We start from the raw sequence: 22,578 nt of genomic DNA on the forward strand, positions 1-22,578 counted from the left end.
GGCGCGCCCGCCGCTTACCATGCCGTGAAGATCGCGCGCGAATCGCCGGACTTGCGCGTCGGGCTGCATATCGTGCTCGCGGACGGTCAGGCGACGTCCCCCGCCTCCCGCATTCCCGCGCTCGTCGGCCGCGACGGACGCTTCGGCGATCGCATGGTGCGCGACGGCTTTCGCTTCTTCTTTCTGCGGCACGTGCGTCGCCAGCTCGCGACGGAAATCCGCGCGCAGTTCGAGGCGTTCGCCGCGACCGGCCTCGCGCTCGATCATGTGAACACGCACAAGCATTTCCATCTGCATCCGACGGTGCTGTCGCTGATTCTGGATATCGGGCGCGAATTCGGCCTGCGCGCGATGCGCCTGCCGCTCGAAACCGGCGCGCCGCTCCCGCTGCGTCCGTGGATGTCGCTCGTGCGCGCCCGCCTCGACCGCGCGGACATCGCGCACAACGATCACGTGTGCGGCATGGCAAGAAGCGGCGCAATGGACACCTCCGCCATGCTCGATGCACTGGCGCGGCTGCCCGCAGGCGTCACCGAAATCTACTGCCATCCCGCAATACCCGCCGATACGCCGCTCACGCCATCCATGCGTGGCTATCGTCACGCCGACGAGCTCGACGCGCTGCTGTCCGCCCGCGTCGCGGCGGCTATCGCATCGGCCGGTCTCGCGTGCGGCGGCTTCGCGGACCTTTGCACGCCGCGCGCGCGGGTCCGATGAGCCGCGTGCTGCGAGCGCTGCGCTGGGCGGCGCTGCCCGCGGGCATCGTCGGGTTGATCGCCTTCGTGCTGCATCAGGGCGTGCGCGACGTCGCCGCCGCCCTCGACCGCGCCGGGTGGACGCTGCTGTGGCTCGTGCCGTTTCACGCGCTGCCCCTGTTGCTCGATGCGCAAGGCTGGCGCGTGCTTCTCGCGGGCCGCGCGCCGCTCGGCTTTCTGTGGTGGATCGCGGCGGTGCGCGAGGCGGTGAGCCGGCTGCTGCCCGTGGCGAGCATCGGCGGCGAAGTGGTCGGCGTGCGGCTCGCGCGCTGGCGCGTTGCCGACGCGGCAGCCGTGAGCGCTTCGGTAATCGTCGAAGTGCTCGTGACGATCGCCGTGCAGTACATGTTTTCAGCACTCGGCATCGTCCTCGCGCTGGCCTCGCGCGGCGGCGGTGCGATCGCATCGATCGGGCTCGGCTTGCTGTTGTCGATGCCGCTGCCGGTGCTCGCGTTCGTACTCGTGAGAAAAGGCGGCTGGTTTCAGGCGATCGAGCGCTTCGCGGGCCGGCTCCTCGGAGAATCGCATACGATCACGCGCGGCATCGACGGAACCCGGCTCGACGCGGCCATCGACGCGCTCATGCGCGAGCCCCTCACGCTGTTTCGCGCGTTCGCGTGGCAGCTCGCCGGCTACGTGCTCGGCGCGTTGGAAGTGTATTGGGCGCTGGCGCTGCTGGGCCAACCGGTGTCGATCGGGCCCGCGCTCGCCATCGAGGCGCTGACGCAAGCAGTGCGTCACGCGGCGTTCATGGTGCCAGCGGGACTGGTCGTTCAGGAAGCGGCGATGCTGATGTTCGCGACGCTCTTCGGCGTCGGCACGGACGCGGCGGTCGCACTGCCGCTCATCAAGCGCGTGCGCGAAACGGTGTTCGGGTGCATCGCGCTCGCGAGCTGGCAGATCGCCGAAATGATGAGGCGCCGGTGAGGGCGCGGTGGCAACGGGAAGGCGCGCCCTTGTCCCGCTGATTCGCTACCCGGCTAAATCAGGCAAATGCCGTCTGCGTATCGAATCCGAATCCGCGCGGCGCCTTCTGCGTGTCCTCGAACGTGACGATCTCGTAGGCGTCTTCGTGCGCGAGCAGTTCGCGCAGCAGCATGTTGTTCATTGCGTGACCGCCCTTGTACGCCTTGTACGACGCCAGCAACGGATGGCCGACCACATACAGGTCGCCGATCGCGTCGAGCATCTTGTGCTTCACGAACTCGTCGTCGTAGCGCAGGCCGTCATTGTTCAGGATGCGGTACTCGTCCAGCACGATTGCGTTGTCCATGCTGCCGCCGCGCGCCAGACCCAGCTCGCGCATCGTCTCGACTTCGTGCGCGAAGCCGAACGTGCGGGCGCGGGCGATTTCGCGCACGTAGGAAGTGGTCGCGAAATCCACTTCGAGCGCCTGGCCGGTCTTGTCGACGGCAGGATGACGGAAATCGATGGTGAAGCTCAGCCTGAAGCCGAAATACGGTTCGAGACGGGCGAATTTGTCGCCGTCGCGCACCTCGACCGGCTTCGTCACCTTGATGAACTTCTTCAGCGCGTTCTGCTCCTCGATGCCCGCCGACTGGATCAGAAACACGAAGGAAGCCGCGCTGCCGTCCATGATCGGGATTTCCTCGGCGGTCACGTCGACATAGAGGTTGTCGATGCCCAGGCCCGCGCACGCCGACATCAAGTGCTCGACGGTGGACACGCGCGCGCCGTCCTTCTGCAGCACGGACGCCAGCCGGGTATCGCCGATCGCCATCGCGGACGCGGGAATATCGACCGGCTCCGCCAGATCGACACGCGAAAACACGATGCCCGTGTCAGCCGGCGCGGGGCGCAGCGTCAGATCGACCTTGCGGCCGGAATGAAGCCCGATTCCCACGGTTTTGACGACGGTCTTGATTGTTCGCTGCTTCAACATGATGTTCTCTTCCGATTCATGTTCCCTATAAAGAGAATCAATCGTGCATTAAATTCTAATAGGGCGAATTATACTCCATTCGCCGCTCGCCGTCCTGATCCAGCAGGTATCAACTGTTTCCCTGTGTTACGCCGGGACGGCAAAAACGTGAAGTAGAACGGGCCGATGCCCGGAATGGAGGCATTTCCGGTCATCGGCCCCAAGTTGCGTCTCAATGCGAGGGTGCTTGAAGCGTTGCGCGTGGGCAACGCCGCACCGCTGCACTCAGCGCAACGTCGCCAAGATGCTTTGAGCGTCGCTGACTTCGAACTTGCCGGGCGCTTCGACTGCCAGCGTCTTGACCACGCCGTCGTCGACCACCATCGCGTAACGCTGGGAACGGATTCCCATGCCACGCTCGGACAAATCCTGATCCAGTCCGAGTGCCTGAGTGAAACGCGCGCTGCCGTCCGCAATCATCTTCACCTTGCCCGCGGTTTGAAGATCGCGTCCCCACGCGCTCATCACGAACGCGTCGTTGACGGAAACGCACCAGACCTCGTCGACACCCGCGGAGGACAGCGCCTCTGCCGCATCGACGTAGCCGGGCACGTGCCTGGCGGAGCACGTCGGCGTGAACGCGCCGGGCAATCCGAAGATCACCACGCGCTTGCCTGCGCACCGCTCGCGCACCGGGAACGCATTCGGTCCCACGGCGCAGCCCTCGCTCGCCTCCTCGATGAACTCGAAGAGACGCGCATCGGGCAGCGTGTCACCCACTTTGATCATGCTCGGTCCTTCCCTTGTCAGTGCTCGCGGACATCCTCGCGATTGCATCGTCCCGCGGCCTTGCCAAACGTCTTTGCGGCGATTCCGGCATCAATCTGTCTCCCTCGACATCAGGGACAGATTCGTGGGGGTCGGCTGGCCACGGCCAGGCGTCCATTCGAAATCAGGACGCGGCCTTGGACAGTCGCCCCACTTGATGCCTGCATCATCCGCGCCAGGCGTTGAGCGCGCGCACGCGGTGGGCTGCATCGTCGGCTACGAACTTAGCAGCAAATCTGCGCCACGCTCAGTCCGCCTGCTTGCGCAGGAACGCCGGGATGTCATACGTATCAACGCCCTTTTCCTGCAGCGCCTGCACGTGCGATGCTGCGGTTTCACGCGTCGAGCGCCACACAGCCGGCGTGTCGAGCTGGCCGTAATCCGTCGCCTGGCCATGCTGCGGCGTGTAGGTGTTGTGATGCGTGGCGTGCGCGACCGGCTGGTTGTCCGTGCCCGTGCGCAGGAGCGTCATCGGCGCTTGCTGCTGTTTCTTCGCCGCGCGGCCCAGGCCCGTCGCCACCACCGTCACGCGCAGCGCGTCGCCCATCGCGTCGTCGTAGACCGCGCCGAAGATCACGGTTGCATCGTCGGCAGCGTAGCTCTTGATGGTGTTCATCACTTCACGCGTTTCCGACAGACGCAGCGAGCGGCTCGACGTGATGTTCACCAGCACGCCACGCGCCCCCGACAGATCGACGCCTTCGAGCAGCGGGCTTGCAACCGCCTGTTCCGCGGCCAGACGCGCGCGATCGACGCCGGCGACCGTCGCCGTGCCCATCATCGCCTTGCCCTGCTCGCCCATCACGGTCTTCACGTCTTCGAAGTCGACGTTCACCAGACCATCGACGTTGATGATTTCCGCGATACCCGCGACAGCGTTGTTCAGCACGTCGTCCGCGCACTGGAAGCACTTGTCCATCTCGGCGTCATCGCCCATCACCTCGAACAGCTTGTCGTTGAGCACGACGATCAGCGAGTCGACGTGATCCTCCAGTTGCTGCGAGCCTGCTTCCGCCACGCGCATGCGGCGGCCGCCTTCGAACTCGAACGGCTTGCTCACCACGCCGACGGTCAGAATGCCCATTTCCTTCGCGATCTGCGCGACCACCGGCGCCGCGCCCGTGCCCGTGCCGCCGCCCATGCCCGCGGTGATGAACACCATGTGCGCACCGCGCAGCGCATCGGCGACGCGCTCGCGCGCATCTTCCGCCGCTTCCTTGCCCTTCTCCGGCTTGGCGCCCGCGCCGAGACCGGTCATGCCCAGTTGCAGAACCGTCGGGGCGCGCGAACGAGCGAGCGCTTGCGCGTCGGTGTTCATCACGATGAAGTCGACGCCCTGCACGCCGCGGTTGATCATGTGCTGAACCGCGTTGCCGCCAGCACCACCAACGCCGACGACCTTGATGATCGTTCCGTTGGTTTCCGTTTCCAGCATTTCGAAATCCATGTTGCCTCCGTCAAGAATGAAGATCGGCGTTATTCGACGAGAGATCGGGCAACCTTTCGTCGCGCACCGGCCGCCGGTACCAGCGCGTAATTCTTTTCAATGCATCCTGCCTAGAAGTTCCCGAGGAACCAGTCCTTCATCCTCGTGAACACTTGTCCCATCGAACCGTTCTGCACGGCGACCTTGCGGCCGCGCATGCGTTGCGAGCGTCCTTCGGCGAGCAGGCCCATCGCGGTCGAGTAGCGCGGATTGCGCACCACGTCCGCGAGACCGCCCGCGTATTCCGGCACGCCGATGCGCACCGGTTTCAGAAAAATGTCTTCGCCCAGCTCGACCATGCCGGGCATCATCGCCGCGCCGCCGGTCAGCACGACGCCGCTCGACAGCAGCTCTTCGTAGCCCGACTCGCGCACCACTTGCTGAACCAGCGAGAACAGCTCCTCGACGCGCGGCTCCACCACCGCCGCCAGCGCCTGGCGCGACAGCGTGCGCGGACCGCGCTCGCCGAGACCCGGCACTTCGATCATCTCGTCCGGATCGGCGAGCGCCTGCTTCGCGATGCCGTAGCTCACCTTGATGTCTTCCGCATCGGGCGTCGGCGTGCGCAGGGCCATCGCGACGTCGCTCGTGATCTGGTCGCCCGCGATCGGAATCACGGCCGTATGGCGGATCGCGCCTTCGCTGAAGATGGCGATGTCGGTCGTGCCGCCGCCGATATCGACGAGCACCACGCCCAGTTCCTTCTCGTCCTCGGTCAGCACCGCGAGCGACGACGCGAGCGGCTGCAGGATGAGGTCGTTCACTTCGAGCCCGCAGCGGCGCACGCACTTCACGATGTTCTGCGCCGCGCTCACCGCGCCCGTCACGATGTGCACCTTCACTTCGAGGCGGATGCCGCTCATGCCGATCGGCTCGCGCACGTCTTCCTGGCCGTCGATGATGAATTCCTGCGTCAGGATGTGCAGCACCTGCTGATCGGTCGGGATGTTGATCGCCTTGGCCGTCTCGATCACGCGTGCGACGTCCGCCTGCGTGACCTCCTTGTCCTTGATCGCGACCATGCCGCTCGAATTGAAGCTGCGGATATGGCTGCCCGCGATGCCGGTGAAGACGTTCGTGATCTTGCAATCCGCCATCAGCTCGGCTTCTTCCAGCGCGCGCTGGATGGATTGCACCGTGGCCTCGATATTGACCACGACGCCCTTCTTCAACCCCTTTGAGTCGGCCTGACCGAGTCCGATCACCTCGTAGTGGCCTTCGCCCTTCAGTTCGGCGACGATCGCGACCACCTTCGACGTTCCGATGTCGAGGGAAACCAGCAGGTCTTTGTAGTCTTTGCTCATAGCGTGCTCATGCCTGTGATGTCTGCTTACTTCTTGGCCTTGTCGGTGTCGTTGATGAAGCGCATGCCGGCGGCGCGTACCGCGAAGCCGTTCGGGTAACGCAAATCCGCATATTCGATCTCCTTGCCCCACCGTCCCGTCACGGACGACCACGACGCGACGAAACGCTTGCAACGCTCATACAGCGTGTCCTGATTGCGCTCGCGGCCGAGTTCGATCTGCGTGCCGTTCGAGAGCTTCACCGTCCACGCGAAGCGCGGCGAGAGCGTCACCTCCTCGGGCTGCGCGTCGAGCGGCGCGAACCACTTCTGAAAATCGCGATAGCGCGCGACGACTTCCTTCGCCGTGCCTTCGGGTCCGTCGAACGCGGGCAGGTCGTCGTCGAGTTCGCCCTGGTTCGCCGTGAAAAGGTCGCCGTCGACGCTCACCAGCTGATCCGAGCCCCACGTGCCGAGCGGCTTGTATTCCTCGAGCGTCACCGCGAGCGCGTTCGGCCAGACGCGGCGCACGCTCGCATGGCGCACCCAGGGCATCTGCTCGAACGCGGCGCGCGCCGTATCCAGATCGACGGTGAAGAAATTGCCCTTCAAGTGCCCGACCACGCTCGCCCGCACGACCGGCGAACTGATGTGCGTCGTGTCCCCGTCGATCTGAATCTCGCGCAGGCGAAACTCGGGACGCTGGATCGCCCAGTAACCCGCGGCGGCCAGCAGCAGCAGCACGAGCAAGACGTGCAGCGCATGGGCGGCGAGGTTGAGTTGGCGAACGTTGTTCCACATGGTTTCGCTTGTTCGTGTCCTGTGTGTGATTGCCTAGTTTTTCAGCGTGAGCGACAGCACCTTCACGACCAGATCCTTGTAGCTGATGCCCACCGCGCGCGCGGCCTTCGGCGGTAGCGAGTGATCCGTCATGCCGGGCGCCGTGTTCACTTCGAGGAAGTGCGGATTGCCGTCGGCGTCGAGCATGAAGTCCGCGCGGCCCCAGTCGGTGCAGCCGAGGATCTCGAAGGCGCGCTTGGTCAGCTGCTTCATGCGCGTTTCCTCGGCGTCCGTCAGGCCGCACGGAATCAGGTACTGCGTGTCGTCGGCGACATACTTCGCGTGATAGTCGTAGAACTCGCCCGCCGGCACGATCTTGATGACCGGCAGGTCGAGATCGCCCGCGATGCAGCACGTGAACTCGCCGCCGCCCTCGATGCTCTTCTCGACGATCACGATCCTGTCGAACTTCGCGGCTTCTTCGAGCGCGGGAACGAGCGTTTCCGCACTCTTCACCTTGATGACCGCGACGCTCGATCCTTCGCTCGCCGGCTTCACGAAGAGCGGAAGCCCGAGCTTCGCCACGATGTCCTGCGCGCGCGCCGCGTAATCCTCGTCGCGGAAGACCGTTTCGAACGGCGGCGTCGGGATGCCGGTCTGCTGCCACACGAGCTTGGTGCGCAGCTTGTCCATGCCGAGCGCCGAGCCGAGCACGCCGCTGCCCGTATAGCGAATGCCGTAGAAATCCAGCGCGCCCTGCAGCTGGCCGTTCTCGCCATAGCCGCCGTGCAGCGCGATGAAGGCGCGCACGAAACCGTCTGCCTTCAGATCCGAAAGCGGGCGCTCGGCCGGATCGAACGGATGCGCGTCGATGCCCGCTTCACGCAGGCCTTCCAGCACGAGGCGCCCGGAATTGAGCGAGACCTCGCGCTCCGCGGAATGCCCGCCGAGCAGCACCGCCACTTTGCCGAAGACTTTCGGATCGATTTGTTTCACTTGATTGCTCATTGCCGTAGTACCGCCGTTCCTAAGACTGGTTGTTCGCCAGCTTTCCGCACACGCCGCCGATGGAGCCTGCGCCCATCGTGATCACCACGTCTCCGTTGCGCGCGATCGTCGTGACCGCGTCGGGCACTTCGTCCACCGTCTCGACGAACACCGGCTCGACCTTGCCCGCGACGCGAATCGCACGCGCGAGCGCACGGCCGTCGGCGGCGACGATGGGCGCCTCGCCTGCTGCGTAGACATCGGTGAGCACGAGCGCATCGACCGTCGACAGCACCTTCACGAAATCCTCGAAGCAGTCCCGCGTGCGCGTGTACCGATGCGGCTGGAACGCGAGCACCAGCCGGCGATCGGGAAACGCGCCGCGCGCCGCCGCGATCGTCGCGGCCATTTCCACCGGGTGGTGACCGTAGTCGTCGATCAGCGTGTACGCGCCGTCGCCGTTGCTCGCGTTCACTTCGCCGTAGCGCTGGAAGCGCCGGCCCACGCCGTTGAATTCGGCGAGCGCACGCTGGATATCGGCATCCGCGACTTCAAGTTCAGTCGCAATCGCGATCGCCGCGAGCGCGTTCTGCACGTTGTGCGTGCCCGGCAGGTTCAGCACGATGTCGAGCGACGGCGCATCCGCGCGCAGCGTCGTGAAATGCATGCGGCCATTGCGCGCCTCGACGTTCACGGCGCGCACTTCCGCTTCGGCACCGAGGCCGTAGCGGATGATCGGCTTGGACACGAACGGCAGGATCTCGCGCACGTTCGGATCGTCGACGCACAGCACTGCGATGCCATAGAAGGGCAGCCGATGCGTGAACTCGATGAACGCCTGCTTGAGCCGCGCGAAGTCGTGGCCGTACGTGTCCATGTGATCGGCGTCGATGTTCGTGATGACTTCGATCACCGGGAACAGATTCAGGAACGAGGCGTCGGACTCGTCCGCTTCCGCGACGATGAAATCGCCCGTGCCGAGCCGCGCATTCGCGCCCGCGCTGTTGAGGCGCCCGCCGATCACGAAGGTCGGATCGAGACCGCCCGCGGCGAGCACGCTCGCGACCAGCGACGTGGTCGTGGTCTTGCCGTGCGTGCCGGCGATCGCGATGCCCTGCTTGAGGCGCATCAGTTCCGCGAGCATCACCGCGCGCGGCACGATCGGCACGCGGCGATGGCGCGCGGCCAGCACTTCGGGATTGTCCGAGCGCACGGCCGTCGACACGACGACCGCATTCGCGCCTTCGATGTTCTGCTCGTGATGACCGATCGCGACGCGCGCGCCGAGCGCCCGCAGCCGCTCGGTGACGGCGTTGTTCGCGAGATCCGAGCCGCTCACGTGATAACCGAGATTGAGCAGCACCTCGGCGATGCCGCTCATGCCCACGCCGCCGATCCCGACGAAATGAATATGCTTGACGATATGTTTCATGACTAATGTGCCTCCCGAGCTTGCGCGTTCACACGCGCGCCGGCCACGTCGGCGCAAACGCTCGCGACCCTTTCGGTCGCGTCCGGTTTCGCCAGTGCACGCGAGCGCTCGGCCATTTCTCCAAGCGTGTCGCGCGTCTGTGCGCGTAACCAGTCGGCGAGCCTTTGCGCCGACAAATCGCGTTGTTGTATCAGTTCAGCCGCGCCGTTCTTCGCGAGAAACGCGCCGTTGGTCGTCTGGTGATCGTCGACGGCGAACGGGAACGGCACGAAGAGCGCCGCCACGCCGACCGCCGCGATCTCCGAGACCGTCATCGCGCCCGAGCGGCAGATGACGAGATCCGCCGCTGCGTACGCGCTCGCCATGTCCTCGATGAACGGCACGAGCTGCAGGTCTTCGCCGCGCGCGAGACCCGCCGCCGCGTAGTTCGCTTCCAGCGCTTCGATATGCTTCGCGCCCGCCTGATGCACGATGCGCGGACGCTCGTCCGGTGCGAGCATCGCGAGCGCCTTCGGCACGGTTTCGTTCAGCGCCGCGGCGCCGAGACTGCCGCCGACGACGAGCACGTTCAGGCGTCCCGAACGCGCGGCGTAGCGTTCTTTGGGTGGCAATGCGCTCGTTAGTTCCGCACGGATCGGATTGCCGGTCCATTCCGCATTCGGCAGGGCATTGGGGAACGCGACCAGCACGCGCTTCGCGAGATGCGCGAGCACCTTGTTCGCTAGTCCGGCGATCGAATTCTGTTCGTGCAGCACGAGCGGGCAGCCCGCGAGCTTCGTCATGATGCCCGCCGGAAACGTGATGTAGCCGCCCATGCCGAGCACCACATCCGGCTTCACGCGGCGCAGCGCCGCAAGGCTCTGCGAGCACGCGCGCAGCAGGTTCACGGGCAGCATCAGCTTCGTCTTGATGCCCTTGCCGCGCACACCGCCGAAGCGCACGTATTCCATCGGAATGCCGTGTTTCGGCACGAGCGTCGCTTCCATGCCGTTCGCGTTGCCGAGCCACACCACGCGCCAGCCGTGCGCCTGCATCCAGTGCGCGACCGCGAGCCCCGGGAACACGTGGCCCCCGGTGCCGCCTGCCATCACCATCAAGGTGCGGTCGCGTTGCGCGGTCATACTTTTCCTCCGCGCATCAACACACGATTTTCGTAATCGACGCGCAGCAGCACCGCCAGCGCGACGCAGTTCAGCAGAATGCCCGAGCCGCCGTAGCTGACGAGCGGCAGCGTGAGACCCTTGGTCGGCAGAAGGCCGAGGTTCACGCCCATGTTGATGAAGGTCTGCGCGCCGAACCAGATGCCGACGCCCTTCGCCATCAGGCCGGCGAACGTGCGGTCGAGCGCGAGCGCCTGACGGCCGATCTCGAACGCGCGGCGCACGATCCAGTAGAACAGCAGGATCACGCAGATCACGCCGACGAAACCGAGCTCCTCGCCGATCACCGCGAGAATGAAGTCGGTATGCGCTTCCGGCAGATAGTTGAGCTTTTCGACGCTGCCGCCGAGGCCGACGCCGAACCACTCGCCGCGCCCGAATGCGATCAGCGAGTGGGTCAGCTGATACGCCTTGCCCTGCGCGTAGCGGTCGTCCCACGGATCGAGGTACGCGAAGATCCGCTCACGACGCCACGGCGATGCCCACACGAGCAGCGTGAAGGTGCCGACCGCCGTCGCCACCAGGCCGCCGAACAGCTTGCCGTTCACGCCGCCCAGGAACAGCACGCCCATCGCGATCGCGGCGATCACCATGAACGCGCCCATGTCGGGCTCGAGCAGCAGGAGCGCGCCGACCGCGCCCACCGCCACGGCCATCGGCAGGAAGCCCTTGCCGAAGCTGTGCATGAACTCCTGCTTGCGCACCGTGTAGTTCGCGGCGTAGATCGTCACCGCGAGCTTCATGATTTCCGACGGCTGCATGTTCGTGATGCCGAGCGGAATCCAGCGGCGCGCGCCGTTCACCCCTTTGCCGACGTGCGGAATCAGCACGATGATCAGCATCAGCAGCGCGACGAGAAAGAGCTTCGGCGCGTACTTGTCCCACGTGTTCACCGGAATCTTGAACGCGATGATCGCGCCGACGAGCGCCGTCGCGATCGAGATCAGGTGACGCACGAGGAAGTGATAGTCGCGGTAGCTCGCGTACTTCGGCGAATCGGGCATCGCGATCGACGCCGAGTACACCATCACGACGCCCAGGCCGAGCAGCGCGATCGTCACCCACAGCAGCGAGTAGTCGTAATCGAGCATGCGCGAGCGCGCGGGGCGCACGCCGTTGACCGCGCTCGAAATGCCGCCGCGCACCCCGCCGTTGCCGCGGCCCGCGAGCGAGTCGTTCGGGACGGCGTTGCGCTGGCCGGTCAGTTTCGATCCAAAGCGTTCGGACCAGCTCATAGCATCACTCCCCGCGCGGCGGCGATATCTTCGACCGCGCTGCGAAACACGTCAGCGCGATGTGCGTAGTTCCTGAACATGTCGAGGCTCGCGCACGCGGGCGAGAGCAGCACGGCGTCGCCCGGCTCGGCGATGCGCGCCGCCGCGTTGGTCGCGGCTTCGAGCGTGGCGTGATCCTCGAGCGCGACGCCCGTCGATGCGAGCGTCTCGCGGATGCGCGGCGCGTCGCGGCCGATCAGCATCACCGCGCGCGCCCAGCGTCCGACGGGCGCTTCGAGCGGCGAGAAATCCTGGCCCTTGCCGTCGCCGCCCGCGATCAGCACGACGCGTTGCGCGAGGCCGTCGAGCGCGGCGACCGTCGCGCCGACGTTGGTGCCCTTGCTGTCATCGACGTAATCGACGCCGTCGATCTGCGCGATCACTTCCACGCGATGCGGCTCGCCGCGATATTCACGCAGGCCGTGCAGGAGCGCCGCGAGCGGCAGGTCGATCGCGCGCGTCAAGGCAAGCGCGGCCAGCGCGTTCGCCGCGTTGTGCAGACCGCGGATGCGCAGCGCGTCGGCGGGCATCAGGCGCTTCGACACGACGTTCGGCTCGGCGGCTTCCTGCTTGCGACGCCGCGACGGCGCGGGTTCGTCGGATGCGTCCTGATCGACGCCTGCGACGAGCCACAGCATGCCGTTATCTCGCAGCAAACCGTAATCGCCGACATTCAACGGCTCGTTCAGCCCGAACGTCACGACGCGGTTCTGCGCGACGTTCGCGGCGAGCTTCATCGTGCGGCTGTCGTCGCGGTTCAGCACGCGCGTCGTGCGCGGCCCGAAGATGCGGCCCTTAGCGGCGGCGTAGGCGTCGAGACCGCCGTGCCAGTCGAGATGATCCTGCGTGATATTGAGCACCGCGGCCGCATCGGGTGCGAACGTGTGCGCGGTTTCCAGCTGGAAACTCGACAGTTCGAGCACCCACACGTCGGGCAGCGCGGTCTGATCGATCGCTTCGGTCAGCTTGTCGAGCATCGCCGGGCTGATGTTGCCCGCCACCGCGACGGTCTTTCCGGCGCGCTCGCACAGGAGGCCGGCGAGCGCGGTCGTCGTGGTCTTGCCGTTCGTGCCGGTGATGGCGATCACCTTCGGCGCGTAGCCGTTCGCGCCGAGCCCGGCGAGCGCCTGCGCGAAGAGTTCGAGTTCGCCCCAGACGGGAATGCCGCGTTCGTTCGCGGCGGCGATCAACGGTGCGAGATCCGGGGCGAGCGGCGACAGCCCCGGGCTGATCGCGACGAGTTCGATGCCGCCGTCGAGCAGGTCGGGCGTGAACGCCCCGCCGACGAAGTCCGCATCGATCTTGTGGATCGCAAGCTCGGAAAGATTCGGCGGCGTTTCGCGCGTGTCGGCGATCCGCAGGCGGCAACCGTACCTGGCGCACCAGCGCGCCATCGCCAGGCCGGATTCACCCAGCCCCAGCACGAGCACCATCGGACTTTGCCGACCGACAAACTTCTCGCCAAACATCGCTTTACCTTTCCCGGAGACCTGCAAAAAACGAAACCTGCTATTAGTCGGTTCTGACTGTTGAAAAGCTCAACGCAACTTGAGCGTCGACAAGCCGAAGAGACACAGCATCAACGTGATGATCCAGAAGCGCACCACCACTTGCGTTTCAGTCCAGCCGGACAACTCGTAGTGGTGATGCAGCGGCGCCATCTTGAAGAAGCGGCGGCCTTCGCCATAACGGCGCTTCGTGAACTTGAACCAGAAGACCTGCAGCATCACCGAGAGCGTTTCCGCGACGAAGATGCCGCCCATGATGAACAGCACGATCTCCTGACGGACGATCACCGCGATCGTGCCGAGCGCGCCGCCGAGCGCGAGCGCGCCGACATCGCCCATGAAGACCTGCGCGGGGTGCGTGTTGTACCAGAGAAACGCGAGGCCCGCGCCGCCCATCGCGGAGCAGAAGATCAACAACTCGCCCGCGCCGGGAATGTGCGGGAACAGCAGATACTTCGAATAGACCGAACTGCCCATCACGTACGCGAACGCGCCGAGCGACGCGCCCACCAGCACGACGGGCATGATGACGAGACCGTCGAGGCCATCGGTGAGATTCACCGCGTTGCTCGCGCCGACGATCACGAAGTACGTCAGCGCGATGAAGCCCCACACGCCGAGCGGATAGCTGATCGCCTTGACGAACGGCAGCATCAGGTCGGCGCGCGCGGGCAGACCCATCGAGAGGCCGCTGCGCACCCACGCCATGAACAAATCGAACACGCGCGTGTTGCTGGCTTCGGACACGCTGAACGCCAGATAAACGGCGGCGAACAAGCCGATCACCGATTGCCAGAAATACTTCTCGCGCGAGGACATGCCGCGCGGATCCTTGTGCACGACCTTGCGATAGTCGTCCACCCAGCCGATCACGCCGTAGCCGAAGGTAACGAGCATCACGATCCAGACGAAGCGGTTCGTGAGATCGGCCCACAGCAACGTCGACACCGCGATGCCGATGAGAATCAGCACGCCGCCCATCGTCGGCGTGCCGGATTTGACGAGGTGCGTCTGCGGGCCGTCCTTGCGCACCGCTTGGCCGACTTTCATCGCGGTCAGCTTGCGGATGACCCAGGGGCCGCACACGAGACCGATCAAAAGCGCCGTCGCCGTGGCTCCCACGGCGCGGAACGTGATGTAGGTGAACACGCGCAGGAAACTGGCGTCATTCTGAAGCCATTGCGCGAGTGCAAGTAGCATGCTGGTCCTTCTCTTTCAGTAATTCAGTGTGCGGCGGGCGCATTGCCCGCCGCGGGTTGTTGTGGACTCGTCAAGGCGTCCACCACGCGCTCCATCTTCATGAAGCGCGAGCCTTTTGCGAGATACGTTGCTTGAGCGCCGTAACCGGCTGCCTCGAGTGCCGCGACGATTTCGGTGACGTCACCGAAATGCTTCGCGGCCTGCTTCGATGCCTTCGCGTTGAAGGCGTTCACGGAATCGCGGCTGGCGGCGCCGAGCGCGAAAAGCGCATCGATGCCGCGCTCGGCCGCATACGCGCCGACTTCGCGATGGAACGCCGGGCCTTCCTCGCCGACTTCGCCCATGTCGCCCATCACGAGCACGCGCGGCGATGCCTGTGCCGCGAGCACGTCGATCGCCGCGCGCATCGAGTCGGGATTCGAGTTGTATGTGTCGTCGATGACTGTCGCGCCCGCGAGCGCGCCGAGAATCGCGCGCTTCACTTGCAGGCGCCCCTTCACCGGCTGAAATGCTTCGAGCCCGCGCTTGATCGCATCGGGCGAAATGCCGGCGGCGAGCGCCGCCGCCGCGGCCGCCAGCGCGTTGCGCGCGTTGTGCTCGCCGAGCACGGACAGCGCGATCTCGATCTCGCCTTGTGGCGTGCGCATGTGCACCGTCGTGCCCTTCAGCGTGCCGGTGACGGCGGCCTTCGCGGGATCGTCGGCGAGCGCGAAGTCCATGATCGGATTGCCGGTCGCGGCGACGCGCCAGATGCTCGCGTAACGATCGTCGGCGGGGAACACGGCGGTGCCCGTTTCGCCGAGCGCATGAATGACCGACGCGTGCTCGAGCGCCACCGCTTCGACCGACGCCATGAATTCCTGATGCTCGCGCTGCGCGTTGTTCACCACGGCGACATCGGGCGCGGCAATCTTGCCGAGCGCTTCCGTTTCGCCCGGATGATTCATGCCGAGCTCGACGACCGCTAGCTTGTGCGACGCGTTCAGCCGGAACAGCGTGAGCGGCAAGCCGATGTCGTTATTGAAGTTACCCGCGGTCGCGAGCCGCGCCTCTTCGCCGACCGCCGCCGCGAAGATCGACGCGATCATCTCCTTGACCGTCGTCTTGCCGTTGCTGCCCGTCACCGCGACGAGCGGCATCGTGAAGCGGCTGCGCCAGCCGTGTGCCAGCGCACCGAGCCCGGCGCGCGTGTCCTTTACCTTGATGACAGGCAGCGGCCACGCATTCGCGTTGTCGGGTTCACGCGATACGAGCGCCGCGGCCGCGCCGCTCTTCGCAACCTGATCGAGGAAATCATGCGCATCGAAGCGATCGCCTTTCACCGCCACGAACAGGTCACCGGCCTGAACGCCACGGCTGTCGGTGACGATGCGCGTAATCGCGATGTTCTCGTCGCCTTTGAGCGTGGCGCCCGGAATCATCCCGGCCGCTTCGCGCAGGGTGAACATCGTCATTCGCCACCTCCGCGCTGTTGCGTGGCGCGTGCGGCAAGCGCGAGGCGCGCGTGATCCTGATCGGAGAATGCGCGCTTCTTGCCCATGATTTCCTGCGTGGCTTCGTGTCCCTTCCCCGCGAGCACGACGACATCTTCACGCGCCGCCGAGCGGATCGCCTGGAGGATGGCGCTCGCGCGGTCTTCGATACGGCGTGCTTTCGATGCGTCGTTCATGCCGGCCGCGATCTGATCGATGATCGACTGCGGCTCCTCGCTGCGCGGATTGTCGCTCGTGATGACGACCTGGTCCGCGAGACGCTCGGCGATCGCGCCCATCAGCGGACGCTTGGTCGCATCGCGATCGCCGCCGCAGCCGAACATGCAGACGAGCTCGCCGCCGCGCGCATCCGCGATCGGGCGCAGTGCGGCGAGGGTTTTATCGAGCGCATCGGGCGTGTGCGCGTAGTCGATCACGACGAGCGGCTCGTCGTTCTGGATGCGCCCGCCCAGGCGCTCCATGCGGCCGTTGACCGATTCGAGCTTTTCGATGCGCGCGATGGCGGCATCGAAAGGCACGCCGACTTCGAGCAGCGCGCCGAGCACCGCAAGCAGATTGCTCACGTTGAACGTGCCGAGCGTGCCGACTTCGACATCGGCTTCGCCCCAGTCGGACGAAAGATGAAACGCGGTGCCCGTCGCGGTCGCGCGGACTTGTGTCGCGAGCAACATCGCGTCGGCGCCCGGCGCCGCGTTCGCGGGCATTTCGACGCCGTAGGCAATCGTGCGGACCTTGCCGCGCAGCGATTCGATCAGGCGCTGGCCCGCCGCATCGTCGCGATTGACGACGGCCGTCTTGAGCGTCGGCCATGCGAAAAGACGCGACTTCGCGGCTTCGTAGGCGTCGAAGGTGCCGTGGTAATCGAGATGATCCTGCGTGAGATTCGTGAAGATGGCGATGTCGAAATCGACGCCGTTCACCCGGCCCTGATGCAGCGCATGCGAGGACACTTCCATCGCGATGCCTTCCGCGCCCTGGCGCCTCAACTGCGCGAGATTGCGCTGCAGCTGCGGCGCGTCGGGGGTCGTGAAGCCGCTGTGCACGAGCTTGCCCGGCATGCCGATGCCGAGCGTGCCGACGATCGCGCACGGACGGCCGAGCGCCGTCAGCGCGGTGGCGACCCACTGGCTGCACGAGGTCTTGCCGTTCGTGCCCGTCACGCCGACGGTGAGCATCGACGCTGTCGGCTCGCCGTACCATGCAGCCGCGATCGGGCCGGCGAGCTCGTTGAGCCCCTTCACGGCGAGCGTCTTCGATGGATCCGGCTTGCCCGCGAAATGCTCAGGCTGATAGAGCGCGGCAGCCGCGCCCGCGGCGAGTGCGGCGTCGAGATACGGACGGTTGTCCGCGCCGTCGACGGCGTACGCGAGAAACACGTCGCCGCTCTTGAGCGAGCGCGTGTCGGCATGCAATTGCGCCTCGGGCTGCGCGTGCGCGCGCAGCCATCGAACGGCGTGTGAAACGTCCTTCTGCATCTTGCTCTGGCGGGCTTGCGCGCTCATCGCACGACTCCCGGGTGCGTCTTCGTATTGCTCGACACCGCGACTTTCTTCGCGGTGTTTGCGTTGTTCGTGTTCGGCGGCTGCTGAGCCGCCGGCTGCGTGGCGGAATTCGAATCGTCGGTCACGACCATCTGCTTGACCGGCATGTCGGGCGGCACGTTGAGCGCGCGCAGCGTATCACCGACGATGCTCGAGAACACCGGACCCGACACCTGGCCGCCGAAGTGGCTGCCCGCCGTCGGCTCGTCGACCGACACGGCTACGACGATGCGCGGATTCGGCATCGGCGCCATGCCGACGAACGATGCGCGGTACTTCGAATGGTCGTAGCCATGGCCGCCGTGCTTGTACGCCGTACCCGACTTGCCGCCCACGCGATAGCCCGGCACCGCCGCATCCGGCGACGTGCCGCCCTTCGACACGACGGTTTCGAGCATCGCGCGCACTTCACGCGCGGTGGTCGGAGAAAAGACTTGCTGGCCCACGGCCGGCTGATTGCCCGGCGTGCGGAAAATCGACACCGGCAGGATCTGGCCGTCGTGCGCGATCGCCGTGTACGCGCGCGCGAGTTGGAACAGGGATGCCGACAAGCCGTAGCCGTAGGACATCGTCGCCTGCTCGATGCGCCGCCAGCTTTTCCACGGCCGCAGGCGCCCGGTCACCGCGCCCGGAAAACCGACTTTCGGCGCCTGGCCGAGCCCGAGGCTCGTGTACATGTTCCACATTTCTTCCGGACGCAATTGCATCGCAATTTTGGTCGCGCCGATATTGCTCGACTTCTGAATCACACCGCCGACCGTGAGCGTGCCGAAGGCGGAATCGTCGGTGATGCGCGCGCCGTCGAGCACGAATACGCCGCCGCCCGTCTCGACGAGCGTGTTCGGGCTCACCCGATGCAGATCGAGTGCGAGCGAAACGGTGAAAGGCTTCATGATCGAGCCCGGCTCGAACGTGTCCGTGAGAATGCGGTTGCGCAACTGCTCGCCGGTCATGCGCGAGCGGTCATTCGGGTTGTAGGTGGGATAGTTGACGAGCGCGAGCACCTCGCCCGTCTTCGTGTCGATCACGATTGCCGCGCCTGCCTTCGCCTTCGACTTCTCGACGGCCGCCTTCAGGTTCGTGTACGCGATGTACTGAATCTTGCTGTCGATCGAGAGTTCGACATCCGTACCATTGTGCGGCACGACCTGCTCGTCGACGTCCTCGACGATGTGGCCCATGCGGTCCTTGATGACGCGGCGCATGCCCGGCGTGCCGGCGAGGACGTTCTGGTCGCCGAGTTCGACGCCTTCCTGCCCCTTGTCTTCAATATTAGTAAAGCCGATCAGATGCGCGGTGATTTCGCCTTCCGGATAGAAGCGCTTGTATTCGCCGCGCGAATAAATGCCGGGAATGTCGAGCGCGGCGACTTTCTGCGCGACCTCGAGCGGCACCTGACGCTTCACATAGACGAAGGTCTTGTCCATCGAGAGCTTCGCGCGCAGGTCCTTCTGCGTCATGTCGAGCAGCTTCGCCAGTTCGGCGAGCTTGTCAGCGCCGAGATCGTTCGGCACGGCTTCCGGAATTGCCCAGATGGCCTTCACCGGCAGGCTGGTCGCGAGCACGAGGCCGTTGCGGTCGCGAATCTGGCCGCGCGTGGCGGGCAGTTCGAGCGTGCGCTGATAACGGCTTTCGCCCTGCTTCTTGAAGAACGCGTTGCCCGGGCCCTGAATCCAGAACGCGCGCCCCGCGAGCGCGACGAATGCCATGAACAGCAAAAACACGACGAATTTCGAGCGCCACATCGGCAGGCGCACGGCGAGAAGCGGGTTCGGCGTGTGGGCGACATCTTTCTGCTTCGCGGATTTTTTCATCGCTTGGCTCCGCGTGCAGGCGGCGCCGACGCCGGCAGCGGCGGCGGCATGGGTGCGTCGGCGGCCTTGTTGGCAGCCGCGTCGTAGGTGAGATATTGCGTGCGGCCGGTCGTCACGGGCTGCATTTTCAAGGAATTGGTGGCCAACTGCTCGATGCGCGATGTCTTCGACAGCGCGCTCTGCTGGTACTGCAACTGCGCGTAATCCTGTTGAAGCTGGCGCTCCTGCGATTGCGCCCGCTGCAGCTCGATGAAGATCTGCCGCTGCTGGTTGGTGGCGCTGACGACCGAAAGCGCGCACCCGAGCACGACGATCAACAGGAAGATATTGAGACGGTTCATGGGGCGATCCGCTCCGCGATACGCATCACCGCGGACCGCGCACGGGGGTTGCCGGTCACTTCAGCTTCACTCGGAAACACGCGGCCGACCACGCGCAGCGGCGGGCTGGGAAGATCGACCGCACGGATCGGCAAGCGCCGGTCCACCGCGGGCGCGCTTGCGTGCGCCTGCATGAACCGCTTGACGATCCGGTCTTCGAGCGAATGAAAGCTGATCACGACCAGCCGCCCCCCTTGCTCCAACAATGCCAATGCCGATTCGAGAACTACCTGCAGCTCCGCAAGCTCTTGATTGACGTGAATCCGTATAGCCTGAAAGGTGCGGGTTGCCGGATCCTTGCCCTTTTCACGGGTTTTGACGACGTTACCCACGATTTCGGCAAGCTCGCGCGTGCTGTCGAGAGGCCCAAGACGGTCGGACTCTGCCCTGCGAGCAACAAGCGCCTTTGCAATCTGAAAAGCAAACCGTTCTTCCCCATAATCTCTGATCACCTCCGTCAGTTCCTGCACCGTGGCCCGAGCGAGCCACTCAGCCGCCGACTCGCCCCGAGTCGGATCCATCCTCATGTCGAGCGGACCTTCTGCGCGGAAGCTGAAGCCGCGCTCCGGGTCGTCCACTTGCGGCGACGACACGCCAAGGTCCAGCAACACGCCCGACACTTTCTGCACTCCGCGTTCGGCCGCCGCATCGCGCAACGCCGCGAAGCTGTCGTGCACGATCGAAAAGCGCGAGTCCTGAATCTTCTGCGCCGTGGCAATTGCCAGCGGGTCCTTGTCGAAGGCGATGAGCCGCCCCGCTTCCCCCAACCGCTGCAAGATCGCCCGGCTGTGACCGCCGCGCCCGAAAGTGCCATCTATGTAGATGCCGTCCGTGCGCGTGATCAGTCCGTCTACCGCTTCTTTCAGCAGCACCGTGCGATGCTGCAGTTCATTTCCCATCGCTGGTGCCATGTTCTCGAGCGCCGCGTCAGAAAGTGAAGTTCTTCAGCGCGTCGGGCATGCCCTGCGCCATCGCCGCGGCTTCCTTCGCGGCGTAAGTCTGCGAATCCCACAACTCGAAGTGCGCGCCCATGCCGAGCAGCGTCACGTCCTTTTCGAGCGACGCGGCAGAGCGCAGCTCGGGCGAGACCAGCACGCGCCCGTTGCCATCGAGTTCAACGTCCATTGCATTGCCGAGAAAGATGCGCCGCCACCACATGGCTTCCATCGGAAGCGCGGCGACCTTGGCGCGAAAGACTTCCCACTCAGGGCGAGGAAACAGCAACAAGCATCCATCCGGGCTCTTCGTGAGCGTCACCCGGCCTTCTGCCTGCCCTTGCAGCGCTTCCCGATAGCGCGACGGAACCGACATCCGCCCTTTCGCATCGAGCGTCAGCGCCGACGCCCCTTGGAACACTCGCCCTTCTCCCCGTTGCGGCCGGAGTCGGCGGTTTTAGCGCTTTCTCTGGCCCCATGCCTGGCTACGGACGCCCACGATGGCATCCTTCCCGCCGCGATTTCGCTCGAAAATGGCTTCTGAATCACACAAAAGACCACTTTCTCACACTGTCTCCCACTTTAGAGGAACGCATTTCCTCGGTCAAGACGCGTACCTTTTTTTCGAGTGCTTTTTATTCGCTAGAACAAGGACTTAGCGCAGGAGCTTGAAGTGGCGAGAAAAGAGAAAACCGTTATGAATTAGAGAGCTAGTGCGGGATGTGAAGGTACTACGTGAAATCAGCCGGAGAAATGAGGGAAATGTAACCGTTGTCCGGGCCGATTTTCAGGGGCGCGGGTGGATTCGGCCGCGAGGAGCGCTCGACCGACGACACGGGCATCGGTCGAGGCGTTCGACGCACTATATATAGTACGCGGTGGTGGTCATGACCCTCGATGCCGCGCGCATCAACGCACGTACCGGGAACGGAATCTCACCTCCGCCGGCGCCGATTGCGGCGGCTGCATGGGCGCTTTCGTCGACACGCATTTGCTCGACGATCGCGCGCGATGCGTGATCGTTGGCGGGCAACGTTTTCATATGGCCATCGAGGTGCTGCTCGACCTGACGCTCGGTCTCCGCCATGAAACCAAGACTCGCGCGATCGCCGAAGCGGCCCGCGACGAAACCGATCGCGAGCGCACCGGCGTACCAGAGCGGGTTCAACAAACTGGGACGTGATTCGAGGTCTTTTAGGCGCTTCGAGGTCCAGGCGAGGTGATCTTCTTCTTCACGAGCCGCGTGCTCGAAGCCCGCCTTGAGCTCGGGCGAATTGGTGGCGAGCTTTTGCGCCTGATAGAGCGCCTGTGCGCAAACCTCGCCGACATGATTCACGCGCATCAGCCCGGCCGAGTGCGCGCGCTCCTTCTCGGTGAGCTGCGCTTCCAGTTGCGATTCCTCGGGGAACAGATCGCTTTCGGCGCCCTGGCCCGACATCGTTGATTCGGGAACCGGCCGTGACATGCGACTCACGCCGGTCATGGAGCGCAGCCCGCGATCGAACTCGCTGATGACTTCATCGAGTGTCATGTTCTCACCTCTCTTCGTGTCTCCGCCGTCAACGAATACCTTGCTGGCCTCAGCAATCTATATTCTTTGACCACATTTGCGCCGAGTTGGTCGCTCGACCCATCTCTCGAATCGGCCTTGGCGGGAAAACCCGGATCTTAGCGCACATCGGCCGGCGCTGAAGCCGTGCCGGCTTGTCGCACGTGGCTCGCAGCGGTCTCGACAGCAGAGTGCTTCTGCAACGAACAAATGCCCCGGTTAGCCCTTTCCCGAGCACCATTTTTTGGAATTAGGGCAAACACGGGTCGCAAAAATCCTGCAAAACCAACAT

The 22,578-nt window shown here is 65.0% G+C and carries 20 protein-coding genes; 2 read left to right on the forward strand and 18 right to left on the reverse strand.

Annotation, left to right across the window (positions count from 1 at the left end; translation table 11 throughout):
- Together hpnK and AWB83_RS33785 are read left to right on the forward strand one after the other, a co-directional pair.
- Positions 1 to 717: hopanoid biosynthesis-associated protein HpnK (gene hpnK / locus AWB83_RS33780; protein ID WP_143750150.1), on the forward strand; the 717-nt coding region annotated here is incomplete at its 5' end.
- A 5-nt stretch (positions 718 to 722) separates the two neighbouring features.
- Entirely contained in the window at positions 723 to 1,682 is a 960-nt protein-coding gene (locus AWB83_RS33785) for a lysylphosphatidylglycerol synthase domain-containing protein (RefSeq protein WP_087049967.1), read from the forward strand.
- A 58-nt stretch (positions 1,683 to 1,740) separates the two neighbouring features.
- Here AWB83_RS33785 and lpxC read toward each other — a convergent pair whose 3' ends face one another.
- The 18 genes from lpxC to coq7 form a co-directional block, all read right to left on the reverse strand.
- Complete coding sequence (gene lpxC / locus AWB83_RS33790) at positions 1,741 to 2,658, reverse strand: UDP-3-O-acyl-N-acetylglucosamine deacetylase (protein WP_087049946.1); 918 nt, start codon at positions 2,656 to 2,658, stop codon at positions 1,741 to 1,743.
- Between the two features lie 264 nt (positions 2,659 to 2,922).
- Positions 2,923 to 3,426: a peroxiredoxin gene (locus AWB83_RS33795; protein WP_087049947.1), complete on the reverse strand. Its 504-nt coding sequence runs from the start codon at positions 3,424 to 3,426 to the stop codon at positions 2,923 to 2,925.
- Positions 3,427 to 3,712: 286 nt separating this feature from the next.
- Positions 3,713 to 4,912: a cell division protein FtsZ gene (ftsZ, locus tag AWB83_RS33800; RefSeq protein ID WP_087049948.1), complete on the reverse strand. Its 1,200-nt coding sequence runs from the start codon at positions 4,910 to 4,912 to the stop codon at positions 3,713 to 3,715.
- A 110-nt stretch (positions 4,913 to 5,022) separates the two neighbouring features.
- Positions 5,023 to 6,255 (reverse strand): cell division protein FtsA, encoded by a 1,233-nt coding sequence (gene ftsA / locus AWB83_RS33805; RefSeq protein WP_087049949.1) that lies wholly within the window; start codon positions 6,253 to 6,255, stop codon positions 5,023 to 5,025.
- A 26-nt stretch (positions 6,256 to 6,281) separates the two neighbouring features.
- Positions 6,282 to 7,034: a cell division protein FtsQ/DivIB gene (locus tag AWB83_RS33810; protein ID WP_087049950.1), complete on the reverse strand. Its 753-nt coding sequence runs from the start codon at positions 7,032 to 7,034 to the stop codon at positions 6,282 to 6,284.
- Between the two features lie 33 nt (positions 7,035 to 7,067).
- On the reverse strand, positions 7,068 to 8,009 hold the full coding sequence (locus AWB83_RS33815) for a D-alanine--D-alanine ligase (RefSeq protein WP_087049969.1): 942 nt from the start codon (positions 8,007 to 8,009) through the stop codon (positions 7,068 to 7,070).
- A 31-nt stretch (positions 8,010 to 8,040) separates the two neighbouring features.
- Complete coding sequence (gene murC / locus AWB83_RS33820; RefSeq protein ID WP_087049951.1) at positions 8,041 to 9,432, reverse strand: UDP-N-acetylmuramate--L-alanine ligase; 1,392 nt, start codon at positions 9,430 to 9,432, stop codon at positions 8,041 to 8,043.
- Positions 9,433 to 9,434: 2 nt separating this feature from the next.
- Positions 9,435 to 10,553 (reverse strand): undecaprenyldiphospho-muramoylpentapeptide beta-N-acetylglucosaminyltransferase, encoded by a 1,119-nt coding sequence (murG, locus tag AWB83_RS33825; RefSeq protein ID WP_087049952.1) that lies wholly within the window; start codon positions 10,551 to 10,553, stop codon positions 9,435 to 9,437.
- Entirely contained in the window at positions 10,550 to 11,797 is a 1,248-nt protein-coding gene (ftsW, locus tag AWB83_RS33830; RefSeq protein WP_374729153.1) for a putative lipid II flippase FtsW, read from the reverse strand. Before ftsW ends, murG begins: the two co-directional genes overlap by 4 nt.
- Positions 11,798 to 11,823: 26 nt before the next feature.
- Complete coding sequence (gene murD / locus AWB83_RS33835) at positions 11,824 to 13,335, reverse strand: UDP-N-acetylmuramoyl-L-alanine--D-glutamate ligase (RefSeq protein ID WP_087049954.1); 1,512 nt, start codon at positions 13,333 to 13,335, stop codon at positions 11,824 to 11,826.
- A gap of 69 nt (positions 13,336 to 13,404) precedes the next feature.
- Positions 13,405 to 14,574 carry a phospho-N-acetylmuramoyl-pentapeptide-transferase gene (gene mraY / locus AWB83_RS33840; RefSeq protein ID WP_087049955.1) on the reverse strand — a complete coding sequence of 390 codons (1,170 nt, stop codon included), beginning with the start codon at positions 14,572 to 14,574 and terminating at the stop codon, positions 13,405 to 13,407.
- Between the two features lie 23 nt (positions 14,575 to 14,597).
- On the reverse strand, positions 14,598 to 16,028 hold the full coding sequence (locus AWB83_RS33845; RefSeq protein ID WP_087049956.1) for a UDP-N-acetylmuramoyl-tripeptide--D-alanyl-D-alanine ligase: 1,431 nt from the start codon (positions 16,026 to 16,028) through the stop codon (positions 14,598 to 14,600).
- On the reverse strand, positions 16,025 to 17,569 hold the full coding sequence (locus tag AWB83_RS33850) for a UDP-N-acetylmuramoyl-L-alanyl-D-glutamate--2,6-diaminopimelate ligase (RefSeq protein ID WP_087049957.1): 1,545 nt from the start codon (positions 17,567 to 17,569) through the stop codon (positions 16,025 to 16,027). Before AWB83_RS33850 ends, AWB83_RS33845 begins: the two co-directional genes overlap by 4 nt.
- Positions 17,566 to 19,422, reverse strand: a complete 1,857-nt coding sequence (locus AWB83_RS33855; protein ID WP_087049958.1) for a peptidoglycan D,D-transpeptidase FtsI family protein — start codon at positions 19,420 to 19,422, stop codon at positions 17,566 to 17,568. Before AWB83_RS33855 ends, AWB83_RS33850 begins: the two co-directional genes overlap by 4 nt.
- Positions 19,419 to 19,763 (reverse strand): cell division protein FtsL, encoded by a 345-nt coding sequence (gene ftsL / locus AWB83_RS33860; RefSeq protein ID WP_087049959.1) that lies wholly within the window; start codon positions 19,761 to 19,763, stop codon positions 19,419 to 19,421. The genes AWB83_RS33855 and ftsL overlap by 4 nt, the downstream gene beginning before the upstream one ends.
- Positions 19,760 to 20,713 (reverse strand): 16S rRNA (cytosine(1402)-N(4))-methyltransferase RsmH, encoded by a 954-nt coding sequence (gene rsmH / locus AWB83_RS33865; RefSeq protein WP_087049960.1) that lies wholly within the window; start codon positions 20,711 to 20,713, stop codon positions 19,760 to 19,762. Before rsmH ends, ftsL begins: the two co-directional genes overlap by 4 nt.
- A gap of 16 nt (positions 20,714 to 20,729) precedes the next feature.
- Positions 20,730 to 21,158, reverse strand: a complete 429-nt coding sequence (gene mraZ / locus AWB83_RS33870; protein ID WP_087049961.1) for a division/cell wall cluster transcriptional repressor MraZ — start codon at positions 21,156 to 21,158, stop codon at positions 20,730 to 20,732.
- A gap of 441 nt (positions 21,159 to 21,599) precedes the next feature.
- A complete protein-coding gene (coq7, locus tag AWB83_RS33875; RefSeq protein WP_087049962.1) occupies positions 21,600 to 22,268 on the reverse strand; it encodes a 2-polyprenyl-3-methyl-6-methoxy-1,4-benzoquinone monooxygenase in 669 nt (222 codons plus the stop codon).
- Positions 22,269 to 22,578 lie beyond the last annotated feature (310 nt).

This window comes from Caballeronia ptereochthonis, from assembly GCF_001545075.1.
GTDB lineage: Bacteria > Pseudomonadota > Gammaproteobacteria > Burkholderiales > Burkholderiaceae > Caballeronia > Caballeronia ptereochthonis.